The sequence below is a fragment of the Halobacteriovorax marinus SJ genome (genome assembly GCF_000210915.2).
Lineage (GTDB): Bacteria > Bdellovibrionota > Bacteriovoracia > Bacteriovoracales > Bacteriovoracaceae > Halobacteriovorax > Halobacteriovorax marinus.
This window is the reverse complement of the sequence record NC_016620.1, coordinates 1,917,411-1,935,444: the sequence shown is the minus strand read 5'-3', so window position 1 is coordinate 1,935,444 and position 18,034 is coordinate 1,917,411. Positions and strand designations below refer to the sequence as shown.

15 protein-coding genes are annotated in these 18,034 nt (G+C 36.4%); 12 read left to right on the top strand and 3 right to left on the bottom strand.

Annotation, left to right across the window (positions count from 1 at the left end; genetic code table 11):
• Positions 1 to 52: 52 nt before the first annotated feature.
• Positions 53 to 1,003 (bottom strand): aspartate carbamoyltransferase catalytic subunit, encoded by a 951-nt coding sequence (locus tag BMS_RS09170; protein ID WP_014244534.1) that lies wholly within the window; start codon positions 1,001 to 1,003, stop codon positions 53 to 55.
• Between the two features lie 107 nt (positions 1,004 to 1,110).
• Here BMS_RS09170 and BMS_RS09165 point away from each other — a divergent pair, with 107 nt between their 5' ends.
• From BMS_RS09165 to BMS_RS09130, 8 genes are all read left to right on the top strand, one after another.
• The gene (locus BMS_RS09165; protein WP_014244533.1) at positions 1,111 to 2,118 is read left to right on the top strand and encodes a hypothetical protein; all 1,008 of its coding nucleotides are present in this window, start codon (positions 1,111 to 1,113) and stop codon (positions 2,116 to 2,118) included.
• The gene (locus BMS_RS16950) at positions 2,118 to 2,993 is read left to right on the top strand and encodes a D-glycero-alpha-D-manno-heptose-1,7-bisphosphate 7-phosphatase (protein ID WP_052590640.1); all 876 of its coding nucleotides are present in this window, start codon (positions 2,118 to 2,120) and stop codon (positions 2,991 to 2,993) included. Before BMS_RS09165 ends, BMS_RS16950 begins: the two co-directional genes overlap by 1 nt.
• A gap of 48 nt (positions 2,994 to 3,041) precedes the next feature.
• Positions 3,042 to 3,386, top strand: coding sequence for a hypothetical protein (locus tag BMS_RS09155; protein ID WP_014244531.1), 345 nt, complete (start codon positions 3,042 to 3,044; stop codon positions 3,384 to 3,386).
• 102 nt (positions 3,387 to 3,488) lie between these two features.
• Entirely contained in the window at positions 3,489 to 4,448 is a 960-nt protein-coding gene (locus tag BMS_RS09150) for a hypothetical protein (protein WP_014244530.1), read from the top strand.
• Positions 4,449 to 4,580: 132 nt separating this feature from the next.
• Entirely contained in the window at positions 4,581 to 6,659 is a 2,079-nt protein-coding gene (locus BMS_RS09145) for a hypothetical protein (RefSeq protein WP_014244529.1), read from the top strand.
• A 157-nt stretch (positions 6,660 to 6,816) separates the two neighbouring features.
• A complete protein-coding gene (locus BMS_RS09140) occupies positions 6,817 to 8,424 on the top strand; it encodes a GMC family oxidoreductase (protein ID WP_014244528.1) in 1,608 nt (535 codons plus the stop codon).
• A gap of 8 nt (positions 8,425 to 8,432) precedes the next feature.
• A complete protein-coding gene (locus BMS_RS16945) occupies positions 8,433 to 9,386 on the top strand; it encodes a biosynthetic peptidoglycan transglycosylase (protein WP_014244527.1) in 954 nt (317 codons plus the stop codon).
• 674 nt (positions 9,387 to 10,060) lie between these two features.
• Positions 10,061 to 10,408 (top strand): hypothetical protein, encoded by a 348-nt coding sequence (locus BMS_RS09130; RefSeq protein ID WP_044557462.1) that lies wholly within the window; start codon positions 10,061 to 10,063, stop codon positions 10,406 to 10,408.
• Between the two features lie 173 nt (positions 10,409 to 10,581).
• On the opposite strand, the gene BMS_RS09125 is transcribed toward BMS_RS09130, so the two are convergent.
• Positions 10,582 to 11,169 (bottom strand): hypothetical protein, encoded by a 588-nt coding sequence (locus tag BMS_RS09125; protein WP_044557461.1) that lies wholly within the window; start codon positions 11,167 to 11,169, stop codon positions 10,582 to 10,584.
• A gap of 244 nt (positions 11,170 to 11,413) precedes the next feature.
• On the opposite strand from BMS_RS09125, the gene BMS_RS09120 reads away from it, so the two are divergent.
• On the top strand, positions 11,414 to 12,364 hold the full coding sequence (locus BMS_RS09120) for a hypothetical protein (protein ID WP_014244523.1): 951 nt from the start codon (positions 11,414 to 11,416) through the stop codon (positions 12,362 to 12,364).
• Positions 12,365 to 12,384: 20 nt separating this feature from the next.
• Here the strand turns inward: BMS_RS09120 and BMS_RS09115 are convergent, their stop codons facing one another.
• The gene (locus BMS_RS09115) at positions 12,385 to 13,383 is read right to left on the bottom strand and encodes a pectin acetylesterase-family hydrolase (protein ID WP_014244522.1); all 999 of its coding nucleotides are present in this window, start codon (positions 13,381 to 13,383) and stop codon (positions 12,385 to 12,387) included.
• 100 nt (positions 13,384 to 13,483) lie between these two features.
• Between BMS_RS09115 and BMS_RS09110 the strand changes: the two genes are divergently transcribed.
• The 3 genes from BMS_RS09110 to BMS_RS09100 are packed head-to-tail and all read left to right on the top strand — an operon-like array spanning position 13,484 to position 18,029.
• A complete protein-coding gene (locus BMS_RS09110; protein ID WP_014244521.1) occupies positions 13,484 to 14,500 on the top strand; it encodes a lipoate--protein ligase in 1,017 nt (338 codons plus the stop codon).
• Between the two features lie 39 nt (positions 14,501 to 14,539).
• A complete protein-coding gene (locus tag BMS_RS09105) occupies positions 14,540 to 16,246 on the top strand; it encodes an ABC transporter ATP-binding protein (RefSeq protein WP_014244520.1) in 1,707 nt (568 codons plus the stop codon).
• Positions 16,239 to 18,029 (top strand): ABC transporter ATP-binding protein, encoded by a 1,791-nt coding sequence (locus BMS_RS09100; RefSeq protein WP_014244519.1) that lies wholly within the window; start codon positions 16,239 to 16,241, stop codon positions 18,027 to 18,029. The genes BMS_RS09105 and BMS_RS09100 overlap by 8 nt, the downstream gene beginning before the upstream one ends.
• The last annotated feature ends 5 nt before the right edge of the window (positions 18,030 to 18,034 follow it).

The window sequence follows — 18,034 nt, the reverse complement described above, 5'->3', positions numbered from 1 at the left end:
AAAGAAAACAATGCTGTATATGAAATTTATAATGAAATCAGAGAAGTGGGATTTAGAATTTAAAAAATGTATTTTCTTCGAACCCAATGTTCTTTGCTCCGTTTTGTAACATAGATTGAACTAGGGCCATTCTTAAGTAGATTGAATTTCTCACTTGTTCATGACCTAAGTAGTATTTTGAATTAATTAACTCTTCACAGATCTCAACACCTATATTGGCAGGGCCGGGATGGAGGACTGGAAGTTTCTTATTTAGTGCTTCTATCATTTTAAGCGTAAAGCCATACTGTTCGCTATAATTTTCTATACTCTTTAAATTCCCATGCCTCTCTGTTTGAATTCTTAAGAGGTATAAGATGTCCGCTTTCTCTAAAACTTCATCTCTAGAGTGAGTGATAGTGATATTTTTATCTGTGGTGATATTTGGTAAATATTCTTTGGGACCAAATAATAAAACCTTCGCCCCAAATTGTGGGAGTAGTTCAATAAGGGAATGTCCTACACGAGAGTGAATATTGTCACCAGCAATGCAGAAGACCTTTCCTTCTAATGATATATTATTCTCTATTAAGGTGAATACATCTAAAAGGGCCTGTGTCGGGTGCTCGTTAGTCCCATCTCCACCGTTTATGATCTTAATAGGGGGCTGTTCTTTAAATTCACTGAGCTGATTAGAAACCGATGTTCTGATCACACATAAATCTACTCCTTGATCATTTAGAGTAAGGAGTGTCTGCTTAAGGGTCTCACCTTTTTTTAGAGACGAAGTTTCAGCATCAAAATCAATATAAGTACAACCAAGCTTTGAAATAGCTATTTCAAAGGAGTGTTTTGTTCTAGTTGAATTTTCGAGAAAAGAGGTGGCAATGATTGGTGTTTTATTTGGAAAAGAGAAACGGGTGTCTGAGCGGTTTTTTAATTTATGGGCCAAGTTAAGGACTCCATCAATTTGCCGCTTATTCAAGTCTTTAATTGACTCTAAAACAGAGGGGAAGTTCTCCATTTATGCGCTTCCTTTCCAAGTTTCTTTTGGAATTTGATAATTCGTTGTTAAGTTTAGTAGACTATAATGAAATTGAAAACTTCTTTTTCCGATAAGTTGAAAAAAATATGCGCGAATATCAACCCATTGACACTAAGGCCCAAAAAGAGGCCCTTATTAATGAATTTAAAGGTAATCTCTTTGAGTATTTAGTTGCTCAAAGTCTGGCCAGGCACTTCGCTATTGAAGGGGATTTTATTCGCTCTTTTGGTGGTGAGATCAGACGTCAATTAACAGAGTATGATCACTGGCTTAGAGTTCATGAGCCCTCACTTATCAAATCTCTGCCTATTCTATCCCAACAGGTCGCTTCAAAAATTGTCGAGCAAGTACCAGATGGTGTCACCAAGGTTTTAGTCATTGGTAAGAGTGCAGGAGGGTCTCACGATAAGACTTGGGACGAAGCTGATATTCTCATCCAAGTCGAAGAGAGCTTTATTCCAATTTCACTTAAATTGTGTAAGTCCAATGCTTTCGTCAATACAAAGAGTGCGGGTGTTAAGAGTTTTATTTCTCAATATTTTAAAGAGTTTTCTAGAAATACTTACTTTCAAGACTTAATTAATGAGGGAGTTGAGAGAAGATTTCAGGAAATGGCAAGAGATCTACATGAGCGTGCCTCTCTAGAGTACTTTGGACGCTTTGATCATCGTTGGACAGAGGCAGGCTTTAGTGAATTGCCGGGCCAACTTCCAAAAGAATTGAATGAAATAGTCGTTCAAACCTACTATGACTGTGTAGGAGAGATTTATTCATGTCTTGTAAGTCTCTATGAAGAAAATAGAGAGCTTTTTCTAAAGTCGCTTCTTCCACTCATTGGAATTGGAAATAGTGATATTATGCAAGTGTCGTGTTTTCACAAAGAAATCCAAAAAGAGAAATATCAATTAGGTGGAGTTCATATCGTCAATTCTAAAGACTTAATTTCAAAAGAAGTACAAATTGCTCCTCTAAAAGAAGGAATTAGTTCATTTGAAATTCTATTAGACACTCTACGCTTACAAATTAGAGTAAAGCCAATGAATAAATTTACCAGTGCCGCCTTTAAAATCAATTGCTCAATTAAGGAAAGATAATGCGTGAGTTAAATATCTATATAAAGAATACTGAGTTAGATCGTGAGCTTATACTAAGTGAACTTTCAGAGTTTGCTAAAATAACAGAAGTCCACAAAAGTGGTGCTAATACTCTCTCTATCAGTGATTATCCTTTTGTAGATTGGGACTATATTTTTAAATTCGGTCTTAAAGAGAATACTAACTTTGTCTTCTTGGATGAGTACACAGATGGGGAGTATCCTAGAGATCGCTTTATAGATAGTGGATTAAGCTACACTTTAAAAGAAACATCTACATGTCGAAGTCTTCCCTTGGTAAATTATCCCAAGAAAATGACATCTGCAAAAGTGGCCCTGCTCTTAGATAGAGATGGAATCATTAATATCGATAGTGGCTATGTCTATAAGTACAGTGATGAAATTATTTATCCAGATATTTTAGAAGTTGTAAAAGAGGCCAACGTTCTAGGGATTCCTGTTGCCATTGTTACTAATCAAGCAGGGATAGCAAGAGGAATGTATAAAGTTAGTGATGTGGATAGTTTTCACAAGCATTTAAAGAACTTCTATCAAGAAAATGGTGCAAGGATTGATCATATCGAAATTTGTCCCTTCCACAAGGACAAGGGAGAAGAGATGTGGAAGTTTGATTCTCTTCTTAGAAAACCCAATCCAGGTATGCATCTTAAGGCCCTTTCTCAATTAATGTGTAAAGTTGAGGGGAGTCTTATGATTGGTGATAAGCAGAGTGATAGAATTAATCTCTTGGGATTGAAAACTCTTCTCTTGCAAGGTGATTATGAAATCACACCTGCGAATGATCTTTGTCAAAGCCGTCAAGAACTATGTCAAAAAATTTCTAATTACTTGAATAATTTGCTTGATTTTTCATAACTTAGTGCTCAGTATTAATCTAAGAATTGTTTATTAATGGAGTAATAAATGAAGATAGCGTTTGTTCTAGTATTCGCATTTTTTATATCTATGGCGGCCCGTTCGAGAGAGTTAAGCTATAAAGAACGTATGGCCACACTTGCAGCTAAGAATCATATTGAATTAAGTCAGTTCTTTGTCGATCAAATCGATCCTCAAGGCCTTCCTCTAAATGAGTATATTTCCTATAATGTTTTAAAGAAGTCTTGTCTTCCTCTACAAGCTCAATTTAAGAAAATTGACCATGCAGATGAAGAGTTAGAAGATCAATCTAAGAAGTTAAGAGTTCTCTATGAAGGTTGTATGGAAGGAACTCTCGCTTTAGGTCATCTTTATCAAAAATACTTAAAGTAGGAATTTACTCTAAAGCTTAGTTTATCTTGAAGCTCTACATAGCTCTATTCTCATTTTTGTAAAGTTAATGAAAAAGAATCTTATTTAGGTTACAATTAATCTATGAAGGATAAATTTTCGGATTGCAGGCTCTCCATTGAGTGGGGAAGAGATAAGTCACTTACATTAGAATGGGATATACTCGATCACGCGGTAAGTTTCTTTTGGTTGAAGTTATTTCACTCCTGTTTAAGTGAAGAAATTTCCCTCAATTCTCGCTACGTAGGTTTTCTACAAGGACCTAGGGATCAGGACTTCGTAGGCAATTTGCTCAATGAATGTATTGATACGATAAATGAAGATGGTCGCTACTTTATTGAGGATCGCTACGAAGGGGAGATTACCCAGGAACTCCTCCATGAAGTTCATCACCACTTTTCTACTCTGATGGGGGATGAGTTTTCTAAATCACAATTTTGGATCGATTCTAATACGACAATTCACTCAGCAATTTGTGGTCTGAATGACTATATTCATGAACTGGAGTCGTGGCAAAGTGCAGTTGATGTTAATGAAGTGGATGAAGAAATTACTTCGGCCTATGTGACGAGTAGATTCTTCGAGGCCAAGGGGATCGAAATTCAGGACGATTGGAACCATCTCTTTAGTTTAGATGGACAATTTGGAGATCTTACTCTTCACTACGATCAGATTGGAAAGACTTGGTTAGAGGTTTTACTCGAAAGGGATGAGGTGATTATTGAAGATGATATTAGACCTCTTTCTAGATTGACAGGTTCGTTTAATATAAATTTCTTTGAAACTGATCGGGAATATCTTCTAGATACAATTACACCCTATGCTTTAAGTAAAGGAATCGAGCTAGAGGATAGTAGCTTAAGACTAGGGCACTGCTGCCTCGGTAGGCTTCGTGAAAGTAATATGGATAGAGAAGAGCTTATATCTCTACTCTCAAAGAATTTAGACATTTCGTCTATAACACTTATGCAAAATGAAGAAGTCATCATACGAAAAGAAATACCGAAATCAAAAGAGAGATACTTCTACTCAAAGAATAAGTAGCTGACTAAAAATTAGACAGTGTTAAATCATATTACAAGATTATTGGTATAATTATTTGTAATCACAATATATATAAATGGTATATTTTTTGCTCTAACTTCATTGTATTTAATTAAATGAATTGGAGTATCCGTGAATCGAAGTATCGTCTCTTTATTTCTCTTACTATCATTAACACCCTCACAAGTAATGGGTTCTAGCGATCTATCGACAAGTATAAACGCACTTGATAAGGCGAAGGTGGATCCAAGTATTGTTAAAAAAATAGAAGAACTGAAAGAGAGAAACCTAACTCTTAAGACGAGACCCGTTTTCTGTCCTCTAAATTCATCTAGAAGTGATGTTATTTTAAATAGTATTAAAAATATTGAAGCTATCTTTAAAGACGATTGTCTCGATGGAAGTCAGGGGACTCTCGATCAAGTCTTAACTGGGGCGAGAGAAATTCAAGACTCTATTAATCAGTCCAGAGAGGCTAGGGGAGAAGATCCAATTACAGTTCCTGAAACAGATGGTTTGGCCAATACAGGAATAAGCGGTGAGCAGATGGCCTCATTAGTTAATGGGCTTAATACTTTATTTAATAAGAATAAGTGTTCTCATCTAGATGATTCTAGCTTTCTAGAGAACTCTGCCAATGTCATTCAAAATTTCTCACAATTTGGACTCTATTCACCATCTCCTGCTGGTGTTTCCGTCGCATATGGTGGACTCGTTGTTAGCTCAATATTAAAATTTATTAATAACCTCTTTGAAGGGCGTTTTGACTTCAAAAAGGATGAAGATAGATTAACTTTTATAAAGTTAAATTGCTCGTTCTACGATGTTAGAATTAAGATGCAAGAAGCCGGTATTCTGGATATTTCAACTGATGCTCACTATAAAGATTTAGCGAAAATTGAAGAACTCATTGTAATTCTAAAGAAACTTCAAGTTGATATTAAAACAAGTACGAGCACAATTAATGCTCAACTTGAATCCATCAGAAAATCACACGTCGATGCAATTGGAAAAGAGAGACTAAAGTTCTTCATTCCTATATTAGATATTCTTGAACCGCTTAACTCATCATCTGAAGTTCCTGTAAGTGCTCAAAGAGATATTATCTTAGATAAATTAACTTTTAATTATAATCTTATTAATAGCTATGTTTCAGACTTTATTAATCCAACTAATGGACAAAGAGTATCGAGACAAAATAGATCTCTAAGGGATTTACTAGAGTCTATTGACGAAATTTCGCACTTAGATAAAGTCGTAGAGTTAGAGAACTTAAGTGACTCTGCTTTTAATCTATATACAAAGAATCTAAAGTATCACTTTAAAAGACTATTAAATGAAATAGACTCTCAAAGAAGTGATGCCTCTAAGGAATTAGCAGATGTAATCATCAATATTGAAGGAAGAGAAGATCTCACTTTCTCTAAGCTAGACACTTTAAGTAAGAGTGGTAATGGTGTTAAAACAAATTCACAAATAGATGCACTACTTTTAGAGCTTAATCAGCTTAAATCTAAACTTCTCTCTATAACTGGAAAGAAAGAATTTACAAGTGAGAATGGAGCAGATGGTGCTGATCTTCGCATCCTAGAGGCACACGATAAAGTAATTAACTACATCTATGGTGATTATGGAAAAGACTTTGTGGATCATATGAGAAAGAAGAGTGCCAAAGTTAATAAGCTCTTTATTAAAGATTTCAAGAAGTTTGCAAGCTCTAATTTAGACGAGCGTGGTGGATATTATCATATTAAGAATATTGATGATCTCACTTCTGATCAGGTTGATAAGGCATGTGTTTCAGCGAAGAATCTTAGGGCCACTTGGAAGTATGCTCAAAAATGGGCCGAGATGGGATATGATTTCTTGGCCACCAATAAAGATATATTCGGTGAAACAGGCTCTTATGTGAGTAATGATAGAGATAAGATTTTTAATAACTCTCAAAGTGCAATTTTTGCTAGAAGAATCATCTCTGCATTAAAGCTTCAAAAGAAGAATCAATTAGAGGGTTCTAACGAGAAGGTAACAGTGGAGTGGCAAGGTAAGACTCTTAGTGTTGCAGCAGCTATAGACTTACTAAAAGACGATTACAATTACACATTAGGTGAGAGTATGTTAGATATTCAAATGACCAGAGACCACAACGGTCTTTTACAAAGCCTCTATGGTCAATATCGATGCGACCTAAGAGCTAATTACGAAAAATAAGATATATTCATGGTCGCTTTTAGCGGCCATTTTTTTTGCCTCTCTCTCTGGGTGGACTGCCTTGATATGTGGTCAACTTTAATAGATATTCAGATTGTTAGACTCTCACTTTCCTCCCTGTTACACTATATTACAATAGGTCCAATTGGGGTAGGATATGGATGAATATGATTTTCTCATAATAGGTAGCGGGTTCGGTGGCTCGGTGAGTGCGTGTAGGCTCTCTCAGAAAGGCTATAGCGTTGCTATTCTTGAGAAAGGTCGAGAGTATTCAGATAGCGATTTTCCAAAGACCAATTGGAATATTCGAAAATTTCTTTGGGCCCCTCTCCTAAAGTGCTTTGGTATTCAAGGAATAAAAATCTTAAAAAATTTAATGGTTCTCCATGGCGTAGGTGTTGGCGGTGGAAGTCTTGTCTACGCGAATACTCTTCTAAGACCTAAGGACGATGTTCTCTCAAATCTTCCTTGGCCAAATCCTACTAGTTTCGCCAGCTCTCTTGCCCCTCACTATGATATGGCAGAAAAGATGTTGGGTGTAATAGAGAATCCTTATATAGAGGATAATGATAGAATTTTAAAAGAAGTTGCAACGACACTAAATTGCCAATCAACTTTTAAGCCTGCAAGAGTTGGTGTTCTCTGCTCTGATCAATTAGGTGAACAAATGGAAGATCCTTACTTTGCTGGGGATGGGCCAAGTCGTACCTCCTGTACTAAGTGCGGTGGCTGTATGATCGGCTGTCGAGTAGGGGCGAAGAATACTCTAGTTAAAAACTATCTCTACTTTGCCCGTAAGTGGGGATGTCGAGTCTTTGCTCAAACTAAAGTAACAAGAATAATCAAAGTCGATGACTCCTACAAAATAGAAACCTGTAGACCTGGTAGTTATACTTTTAAGAGAAGAAGAAGCTTCAAGGCCAAGAATATTATTCTAAGTGCTGGTGTTATGGGAACAATGGATCTTCTTCTAAAGAATAAAGAGGTATATAGAACTCTTCCAGATATTTCTCATACACTAGGATTTAATATAAGAACAAATGGTGAGAGTTTAGTAGGGGCGAGCTCTTTTAATAGTAAGTACGATCTCTCTAAAGGTCTCGCCATTGGGGCACAAATTAACCCTGATGAATTTACAAAGATTGAAGGCGTTCGCTACCCTCGAGGAAGCGATTTTATGAAATTACTTACAACTCCCCTGACTCCTGAGGGAGGTCGAATTCTTAGACCGATACTTATGATCTTGAGTTTATTTAGGAACTCATTTCGCTTTATTAAAGCTCAGTTCTCTAGGGATTGGGCCAGCAGATCTATTATTCTCTTAGTTATGCAATCTATTGATAGCAAGATGAATTTTAAACTAGGAAGAAGTCCTTTCTCCTTTTTTACAAAATCAATTCAGGGAGAGTTTGATGGCGAACCTCTTAAAAGCTCTATTCCTATCGCTCAAAAATCAGCAGAGATCGCCTCTGATAAACTAGATGGTATTGCTCTAAACTGTAGTGTTGAAGCTGGTCTAGGCAGTATAACGACTGCACATATTCTTGGAGGCGCGATTATGGGAGAAAGTGCAAAAGACTCAGTTATTAATAGTCATAATCAAGTTCACGGGTATAAAGGTCTCTATGTATGTGATGCTAGTATTATTCCAGGCAACCTGGCCGTAAACCCATCTCTAACTATTGCCGCATTAGCTGAGAGATTCACTTCCAAGTTTCCCGTTAAAGATGGCATGGAAGAAAAAACTATTAACTTTACTCACTAGGAATAAATATGAAGAAGCATAAGAAAACTAAAATTATCATTGCACTCATTCTCTTATTAATAAGTCTTAGTGCTGGCTATATAGGAATAAGTATCCCGTTTGGAGAGATTAATAAACTTCAAAAAGGATTTGTGAAGACAACGTATAGTGATGAATTAGGAGTTCAGTATACGATCGTAGATAAGAGACCTAAGGGTTGGAGTCCATTAAAGTCGATCTCACCCAATGCAACCTCCGCTATTATGCTGAGTGAGGATTGGGATTTCTTTAGACATGTTGGTGTTGATGTTTCTCAGATTAAAGAAGCGGCACTCGATGGTATTAAGGGCGAAAAGTTAAGAGGAGCAAGTACAATATCCCAACAACTCACAAAGAATCTCTTCTTTTCTAATGATAGGTCTCTACAGAGAAAGCTAAAAGAGTTGGGTGCAACAATGTATCTAGAGAATAAGGTTTCCAAAGAAAAAATATTAGAGCTTTATTTAAATGTTATTCAATACGGAGATGGTATTTATGGAATCAAGGATGCGGCCAAGCATTACTTTAATAAATCTCCAAAGAGTTTAACTGCAAAAGAGGGGGCCTTCTTGGCGATGCTCCTTCCATCTCCAGTTCGCTATGCTCAATCTTTCAAAGAGAAGAAATTAACTGAGTTTGCTGATGAAACAGTTAATAATATTTTAGATAAAATGGCACTTGCAAAAGTTATCTCTAAAGAGAAGGCCGAGTATCTAAAAAAGCAAAAATTAAATTTTGAAAAAGGGAGAGCTAAAAGTCGCCAAAGAAGAAATTTAAGTGGCATCGGAAACCGTCAGAGAGTTAAGAAGTTAACGGACGGTCGGGATTGGGAGAATCGCTATAAATATGATCCTGATCTAAGTGTGGCCGAAGAAGTTAAGTATGACCCTGATGCTATCAACGAAGATGATCTAAAGCTTAAAGAAGAATTTTCTCTAGAGTAGTTTGAATTTTACAAAATGGATGTTGTTTCTAATGTTGTTCGCTTTGTAATATGAGGTCTCAAGGTTTTGTTGAATGCTTCTATTTATTTAGTTTGTTAAAATTGATTGTAGTATATGATGGTTGATGACTCCTAATCATTTCATTTCTATCAAGTAGTGTAAGTATGCTTTACTATTCAGTGGTAGCTTATCAGTGCTTCATCTTTCTTAGTAAAGAAGTCTGTTGATTGTGATACAGAAATTTGTGCTTTAAAGATCATTAGTTTCAATGACGCTTGAGTTTAGATATTGCTAATCTTCTCACGTATAACAATAAGAAGGTTCACTAAGGGATTATCAATTTAATAAAATGTAATGGTATCTATGGGTATTAGTTCTTATCTGCAAATCGGAGAAAGGCCTTAGTTGTCAGCTGATAGGTTGAGGGATGGGTATACGGAGGTTCAAGGCACCAGGTTCTTATCTAGTGTTACTATATAACAACATTCTCCATGCCAAACTTGTAATTTCGTAGAGCGTTGTTTTTATATTGGGCAAGCTTACTTTTTACATGCAGAGTTTATATTCTGGACTTTGCTCAGGATGAATTATCAGTAATTTATGTGCTCATTAACTTGGCCCCTAGTTTGCTTTTAGATTTGTAACATCTTCACATACAATAAATAGGAGGTTCTGTGAGTGATAAAATTAGTATGAAACCAAATGACTTATTAAATAGCTTAAGTGAACAAGTTGAAGAGTTATTCTCTGAGAGAATTTGTCATTCTCGATTGAAGTCTAATAAGACGTTAGACGACGGAGTAATATCTTCTTCAGATGCTATTATGTGTTGTTTAATCAAAGAGAGTTATCGTAAGACCATTCGCAGTGACTATTCTGAATGTTTAGTTCAACATGTAGCTATAGTATTTATTTTTAACTATAGGATATGTGATTTTATCAGTTCTTTAATAAGTGCTTTACGCCATAGTTTAAAGTTTATAACAAAAATAATTGGATTATTAAGTTTGAAATTTCTTTAAAGAGTTTTTGAATTGTATTTAATAGAATTGATTACTTATTCTCTTAAAGGAATGATGAATATTGAATACTTAGTCAATGAGTCTTTTATATTTAAAAATAAGTTTAGCAGTGGCTTTTATATGTGGCAATTTTTTAAAGAGGTTTGCCACAGAGTCCTCAAAGGTATTGTTTTTTACCAAGGAAAACAATATTCTTGATAGCCCATTCCGTGATGGTGCATATACCACTTGTCCTCAATGTCAGGGAAGTTTACTTGCACATAGTCGCAATCAGTCTCCATTCCTAGTGAATACATATAATCTAACCCTTTCGCAGTTCTGACGAAATCTCTAGCAGGCTGAATATATCCATCGTTTCTAATATATTCTCTAAAGATATCTGCTCCGGCTTCGTGAAGGATTTTAAGTTTCTCGAAAGTTGATGCCTGGTACACGGGAAATCTGCCAGTTCCTGTTGTGGCTTCTATCCAAGCGCCGTTTCTAATTAAAGCCTTTAGCGTTTCTTGCACATCCTTTTTAATATCATTATCAACAGCAGACGAAGTAATTATGTGAATGTATCTAACTTCCATATCCTCATCGTTAATGTTTGAGTAGACGATATCATTTGGATCATAACCGGCATCAAATAGCTTGATCATTTCGCTATACTTGCTATTTCTTAGTAAGTCGGCCATTTCCATTCTTTGAGAAAGAGTGGGCTTATAAGCAAATGTGTTAAACGATAATAGTGTAGCAAATAGAATAGTAAGAAATTTCACTTTAGTTCTCCAATATTTGTTATTCACAAAACGATATAACATATATTGGAGAATGTTAAGGCCTAGTATGAAATTAATTTAGTTTAACACGCGTGTTTAATCACAATTATTGTGGCGTCTAAAAGTGGTGTCATTTTAGTAGTCAGTGTCAAATTATTCGACTCTTTATTCATATAATTTCGAAGGCTTATACTGGCCTGATTCTTGCTTCTAAAAGAATGCTATTTATACATTCGGAGGAAGTGTGACACCAAGAAAATTGATTCAATTCTCTTTAATTTGCTTTTTTTCATTAGGCTCTATCTCTTGTTCAAAGAGTGAGAAGCCAATTATTAAAGACTTACAAGTAAGTGCTGCAAAGAGTGAATCCCTTACAAAGAATACTGTGCAATCTGAGAGTCGTAGGCCTCAGAGTGAGTCATCTTCGGGACAAGTTCTCCATGGTCTTGGGCTAGAAGATTATGAGAAAGTGGCCAAGCAAATATTCTTAGTTAAAGAGGCAATGAGTGAAGAGTTCCCTGTTGGGGATGGACTTACCTTTACAATGTATATTCTTAGATATCTTTCTGAGGTAGGTGATTATATTTTGACCAATGAAGATATTTCCAATCTCTTAGTTGCCTTTGAGAAAATCTCTGGAGAGAAGTTAGATGAGACAATTTATGAGACCGTGGCCCAGATCAAGAAACTTAAATTCGGAAAGAATAGTGGAAAGTATGCAGTAGAAATCTTTGCATTTAATAAGAAGGAAGGTGTTCTCATTCCAATTAATGAAGTTAGTGAAGAGGGAATGGTTCAAGAAATTAAATACGCTAGAATAAAAGATAAGGCCGAGATTATTTTTGATGATGTGGATTCTAAACTTGAGATTAAAGCTCTTAAGAGATTCTTAACAGAGAAGATTACGATTCCTCTTGTTTCAGATTCAATGCTTCCACCTTTAAATCAACTTCATAAAGATATTAAATATGACGTTGAAAATTATATTGATAATACAAAGATTATTCCCTTAGAAATTAAGACAAAGGGAATCTATATCAAAGTTGATACTTCTACTGTATTTAATAATATGAAATTCTACTTGAGGACTTTATACACTCTTCCGGGCAGAAAGAAAGATGGAGCTGCTATACCATCACTAGTGATGAGAATTAGAGCGAAACTTGTGAATGTTAAAATTTCGATCGATCAATAGAGATAGTGCAGCTTTAGGTTCTACTTAAAGCTGCGACTAGTTTGACCAGAATATATTCTTTTTACAAATTCGAGCGCATCAATTCCTCCGGCCTGAATCCTGGCACTCTTCTCTATAAGTAGGAAAGTATGCATCTTTGTGTCGGGAGTAAAGGCCGCGCAATTTGAATTCTTCTTAGACGTCTCAAAAATACCAGCATCGGAATAGACATATTCTCTATGTAATTGTGGACTAATATTTCCAAAGACTTTAGACATGACTAAGTCCTGGCTTCCTTGCAAGATTCCGACTTTCCAGTCTGAGAGATAGTGACAAACATGCTCAATTTCACTGGCAATCATTCCATCTGAAAAATCAATATTAAGATCTACCTTGGAGAAATTTCTATCGAAGTCATGAATCATCTCTCTTGTAAATTTATCCCAGAAATTTTGTCCAAAGTGTAAACCTGGTGAGTCCGAAATGAGGTATTTCTTTGTCTTAGTTCCTAAATATGGAGTGATTGTTTTTGTATGCAGTAAAGAGCCTATGGCCCCAGCGCTTGCACCAAAGAGAATAACTTCATCTAAATCTTTGAATTGAATGATCTCATTTTCTTTTAAATACTTCAGTGATTTTTGAATATTGCTATAGCCTCTGTGATGGGCCCTAATATTGAAGCGGTAATCAATGGCATGATCTCCAGCGTGAACATCTCCCGTGCAATATGGAAAGTAGAGTGCTGAGTGTTTATTAAAGGGAGTCAACTCACCATTATCTGAAGTCAACACAGAGAAGGCCGGGATTTCAGGAATAGGGTGCATCCAAGTTCTTAGGTTTGGTCCAAAACAAGTTGATAAACTCCAACACGCTCCTCCACCCATAAATTCAGCGAAGAGTTTCTTAGAGTTCTTAGGATTGTAGAAAACAAAGTAATCTAAACTATCACCACATTTAGCACCAGGGATTTTAATTTTGACCCAGTCTCTTGCGAAGGTACTTGTTTGGAGAAATAGAATGACGAGAGCTAATACTTTCATTATAGTTACCTTTGTTTTTTTATTTATGATACTTTCGCTCGTTGCTATGCCCTAGGTGATACGCGTTATATGAAAGGTTTTTTTAGAAAAGGAGCCTCGAATGACAAAAATTAGAGTTTTATTATCTGACACTTTTGATCCGTGGTTCAATCTTGCTACTGAGGATTGGATATTTAGAGATATGGACCCTGAGACGCATGTTCTCTTTCTATGGCGTAATGACAATACTGTCGTTATAGGTCGCTATCAAAACCCTTGGACAGAGTGTAATACTGAGAAGATGGAAGCAGATGGAATTAAGCTGGCCCGCAGACAAAGTGGTGGCGGCGCTGTCTTTCACGATTTAGGAAATACAAACTTCACCTTCTTAAGTTCTAAGAAGAACTATGATAAGAGCGTTAATAATTCTATTATTTCTAATGCCCTTAAAAAGTTTGATGTTAAGGCCTTTGCCTCAGGAAGAAATGATATTCTCGTAAAGTCTGATGATGGAGATAAGAAAGTATCGGGCTCGGCCTTTAAAGAAACTAAAGACAGGGCTTTTCATCATGGCACTCTTCTCATTGACGCTGACTTAAGTAAGCTAGGAAATTATCTCAATCCTTCTAAGAAGAAACTTGAGAGCAAGGGGATTAAGTCTGTTCGCGCTCGAGTTACAAATCTAGTAAATTGTAATGCAAGTATTAATCACGATTCTCTTTGTAGTGCGATAATTGAAGAATTTAAAAAGCACTATCAAGCAGAGTGCGAGGTAGAGATTCTTGATCACCAATTTCTAAAAACTGTGACTCACTTAGATAACTACTATCAAAAGTTAAAAGATTGGGACTGGAGATTTGGAGAAACACCAAAGTTTAACCACTTCCTTGAAGAGAGATTCGCATGGGGTGGAATAGAGGCCCATATCGATTCGCACAAAGGTTTAATCACTGACTGCAAGATTTTTTCTGACTCCCTTCATCCTGAGATGATTGAATATATTACTAGAGATTTAATAGGAAAGAAGTATTCTCCAGAAGGGATTGAAGAGGCATTTTCTCAGACAAAGAAAGAGCTTCCAATGATTGCGACAGAGCTCGATGAATTTTCTTGTTGGCTAGCAAAAGAAGTGCACTAACATCTTTTCTTATAGAGGAAGTACATATAGTATTTTCTAATGAATAATTCTCAATCTTCTTCATTAAATATATGGAAGTCCTATCTTTTAAATAATAAATCAGTGTACTTTGTAGGTACGCTGATGGTTTTACTTACTAATATTTGCCAGGTTCTTACCACAAGAATTATTGGTTGGATCATCGACTTCTTTAGTGGTGTAAGTTACCCACACTTCTTTAGCAAGGCCTCTAAAATAGAGACATTCTACTTCTTCTTTATTTGTATGTTTGCATGTCGTGTTCTTATTACTCTTGGACGTATGGGCTGGAGAGTTACGCTTGCGCGACAAACTCATATGGCCAGTGCCATGCTCAGAAAGAGAATTTGGGAAAATGCTCGCTTCTTTAATAAGAAAGACTTAGTAACAGATTTTTCTAAAGGTAATTTGATGAATGCGTCTAATAGTGATGTGAATTCTTCTCGCTTTATCTTTGGTTTCACTCTTGTGGGATTAGTTGATGTTATTTTTCTAGGGATACTTACTCTGGTTACAATGGGAATGATTAACCTTAAGATGACACTTATTTCAGTTCTCTCTCTTTCGATTCTTCCATACTTTGTGAAAAAACTCTCTAGTAAGGAAGTCCAACGCTATAAAGATTCACAGAAGGCCCTTGGGGATTTTAATGATCTCTCTACTCAAGTCATTAGTACGATACGTCTTCAGCGCCTGACTCAGACTGGAAATTATTGGGAAGGTAAATTAATTGAGAGTGCGACAAAGTTTAAAAACTCAAGACTTCTCGCACTCTTCACTTCGCTGAATTATATTCCAATGATGGGTGGAGCCTCGATTATTAGTTACGGAGTTCTCTTTGTTGTTGGAGTAGGACTTGTAATTGATCAGCAGATGACAATCGGAGACTTTGTCTCTATGCAAGGACTTATTTTTCTCTTGCAAGACCCTTTAATGGAGATGGGTTTCATTATCTCTGACTGGAAGAGAGGGACAACTAGTCTTGATCGTCTTAATAAGATTTACAAGAATAAGAAAGAAGAATTTCTCTTTAAAAAAGGCGATAGAATTTCTGATTCACAGTACGTTCTAAGCGCTAAAAACTTGAGCTTTCGCTATTATGATTCTGATAAGAAGACCCCTCTTATTGAGAACTTCAATTTGAATCTTCTTCCTGGGGAACGTCTAGGTATAACTGGAGATATTGGTACAGGTAAGAGTACTCTTTTAAAAATCCTTAGTGGTCTAGAGAGAAATTATGAGGGAAGGCTATTTTTTCAAGGCAAGGATTATAATAATTATGAACATGGTCAGCTAAGAGAGTTTATGAGCTTTGTTCAACAAAAACCTTTTCTCTTTGCCGACACTATTAAGAAGAATATCGAAATGGATAGGGAACTTAGTGATGATGATGTCTGGTACTATCTTGAATTAGCTGGCCTAGATAAAGATGTTCTAGATTTTCCTGATAAATTAAATACTCCTTTAGGAGAGTGGGGAATAAATCTCTCTGGTGGTCAACGTCAGAGATTAACTCTGGCAAGAGCTCTGTCTCGTAGACCAAAGCTTCTCTTCTTAGATGATTGTCTCAGTGCTGTAGATACTGTGACAGAGGATCTAATATTAAATAATTTAGACCGCGAGCTTAGCGATACGACTCTTATTTGGGTTGCCCATAGGAGTTCAACTCTGAAGTATTGTAATAAAGTTCTCAATCTCTCTGATAAAGCGGAGGTTATTCATGAGTAATCAATTCTTAGAAAGAGATGAACAAGATGATGGGAATCTAAGAAAGAACGCTCTTAGCGATCTTCGATCATTTAAATTTCTTGTAAGACAGGGGCAAGCGAGAAAGGGGAAGTTTATCTTCGCTCTTATTTTGATGCTCATAAGTTCACTAGTGGCCATCTACTCGTCTCGTGCAATGGGATACCTCGTAGAAGATGGACTTCTTCCAAAGGACTTTGACCGCTCTTATTTGTGGGCCGGAGTTATCATTCTATGCGAAGTCATGGCCCTTGCTCTTCAATGGTTTGGTAGAAGAATACTTGTTATCAACTCATCTGAAACAATTTTAGATATTAGAAGAAAGCTCTTTGCCCATATTCAAAAACTACCACTAGGCTTCTATGACAAACAACCACAAGGTAGAGTGATTACTAGAATGACTCACGATGTGGAAGGAGTAGAGGAGTTCTTTACTTCAACTATTGGGAGATTTGTAAATGCCGGCTTTATGGCCATCATCTCTGGTACGGCCATGTGTATAACTAATTTAAGATTAGGTCTCATTTTAGTTGCCTCAATGTTGCCTGCAGTTCTTCTTGTTTATTTAACTAAGAATAAAGTTCGCGTAGTAAATAGAAGAATGTCAAAACTATCAAGTGCTCTCAACTCAAAGCTCAACGAGTACTTAAGTGGAATTGATGTTATTAGGTCATATGGTTTAGAGAATTGGTCACATCAAAATTTCGATGCGACTGTTAACGACCATAGACAGGCCCAATTGAATGCAAACTTTCTCTACTCATGGACTAGGCCTCTCACAGCTTTCTTTTGTACGCTCCCTTTAATTGGACTCGTCTTCTTCGGTGGACAGGCAGTGATTGCGGGAACTATGAGTGTGGGAATCTTTGTGGCCTTTATTCGTTACTGTGAGAAATTCTTCTCTCCTATTATGATGCTCGCTAGAGAGATTCACGTCATTCAACAGGCCTTTACTAGTAGTGAGAGAGTTCATAGCTTCTTTGGGCATGAGAATGAAGACCGTATTCTTGGTGAGGACGGTGCTCTTAACGATTCTGTTATTCAAGGGAAAATTGAATTTAAAAATACTTGGATGGCCTATGACAATGATAATTGGGTACTAAAAGATATAAATTTCTCTATTAGCGAAGGGGAGAAAATTGGACTCGTTGGCTCAACTGGATGTGGGAAAACCACAACAGTTAGTCTTCTTGCTCGCCTTTACGATTTTCAAAAAGGAGATATCCTGATCGATAATCTCTCAATTAGAGAGTATGAGAGAAAATTTCTTAGATCTTCAATTGGCTTCGTTTCTCAAGATCCTATCATTTTCAACGCTTCTCTAAGAGAGAATCTCTTGGCCGGTAAAGAGTCTAGCGATGAGCAAATTCTTTATTGTTGTAAGAAAACGGGATTCTATCAAGTTATGCTTGAGGGGGCACTGGACTTAGACTCTGAAATTTTAGATGGTGGTGAAAACTTAAGTATTGGTGAAAAGCAGTTACTTAGTTTAACTAGGGTTCTGCTAGGAGATCCAAGAATTCTCATTTTAGATGAGGCGACTGCCAATATTGATCCTAATTACGAAAAGATTATTCACAGTGCTATTGAGGCCATAATGGAAAATAAGACATGTCTCATTATTGCCCATAGATTAGATACAGTGATGAGTTGTGATCGCTTACTTGTCTTTGAAAAGGGGCGACTTGTGGAGAGTGGCACACCTCGTGAGCTTCTTCAAAGTGATGGGCACTTCGCTAAATTACAAAAGGCCAGTGAACTCTAGCTGGC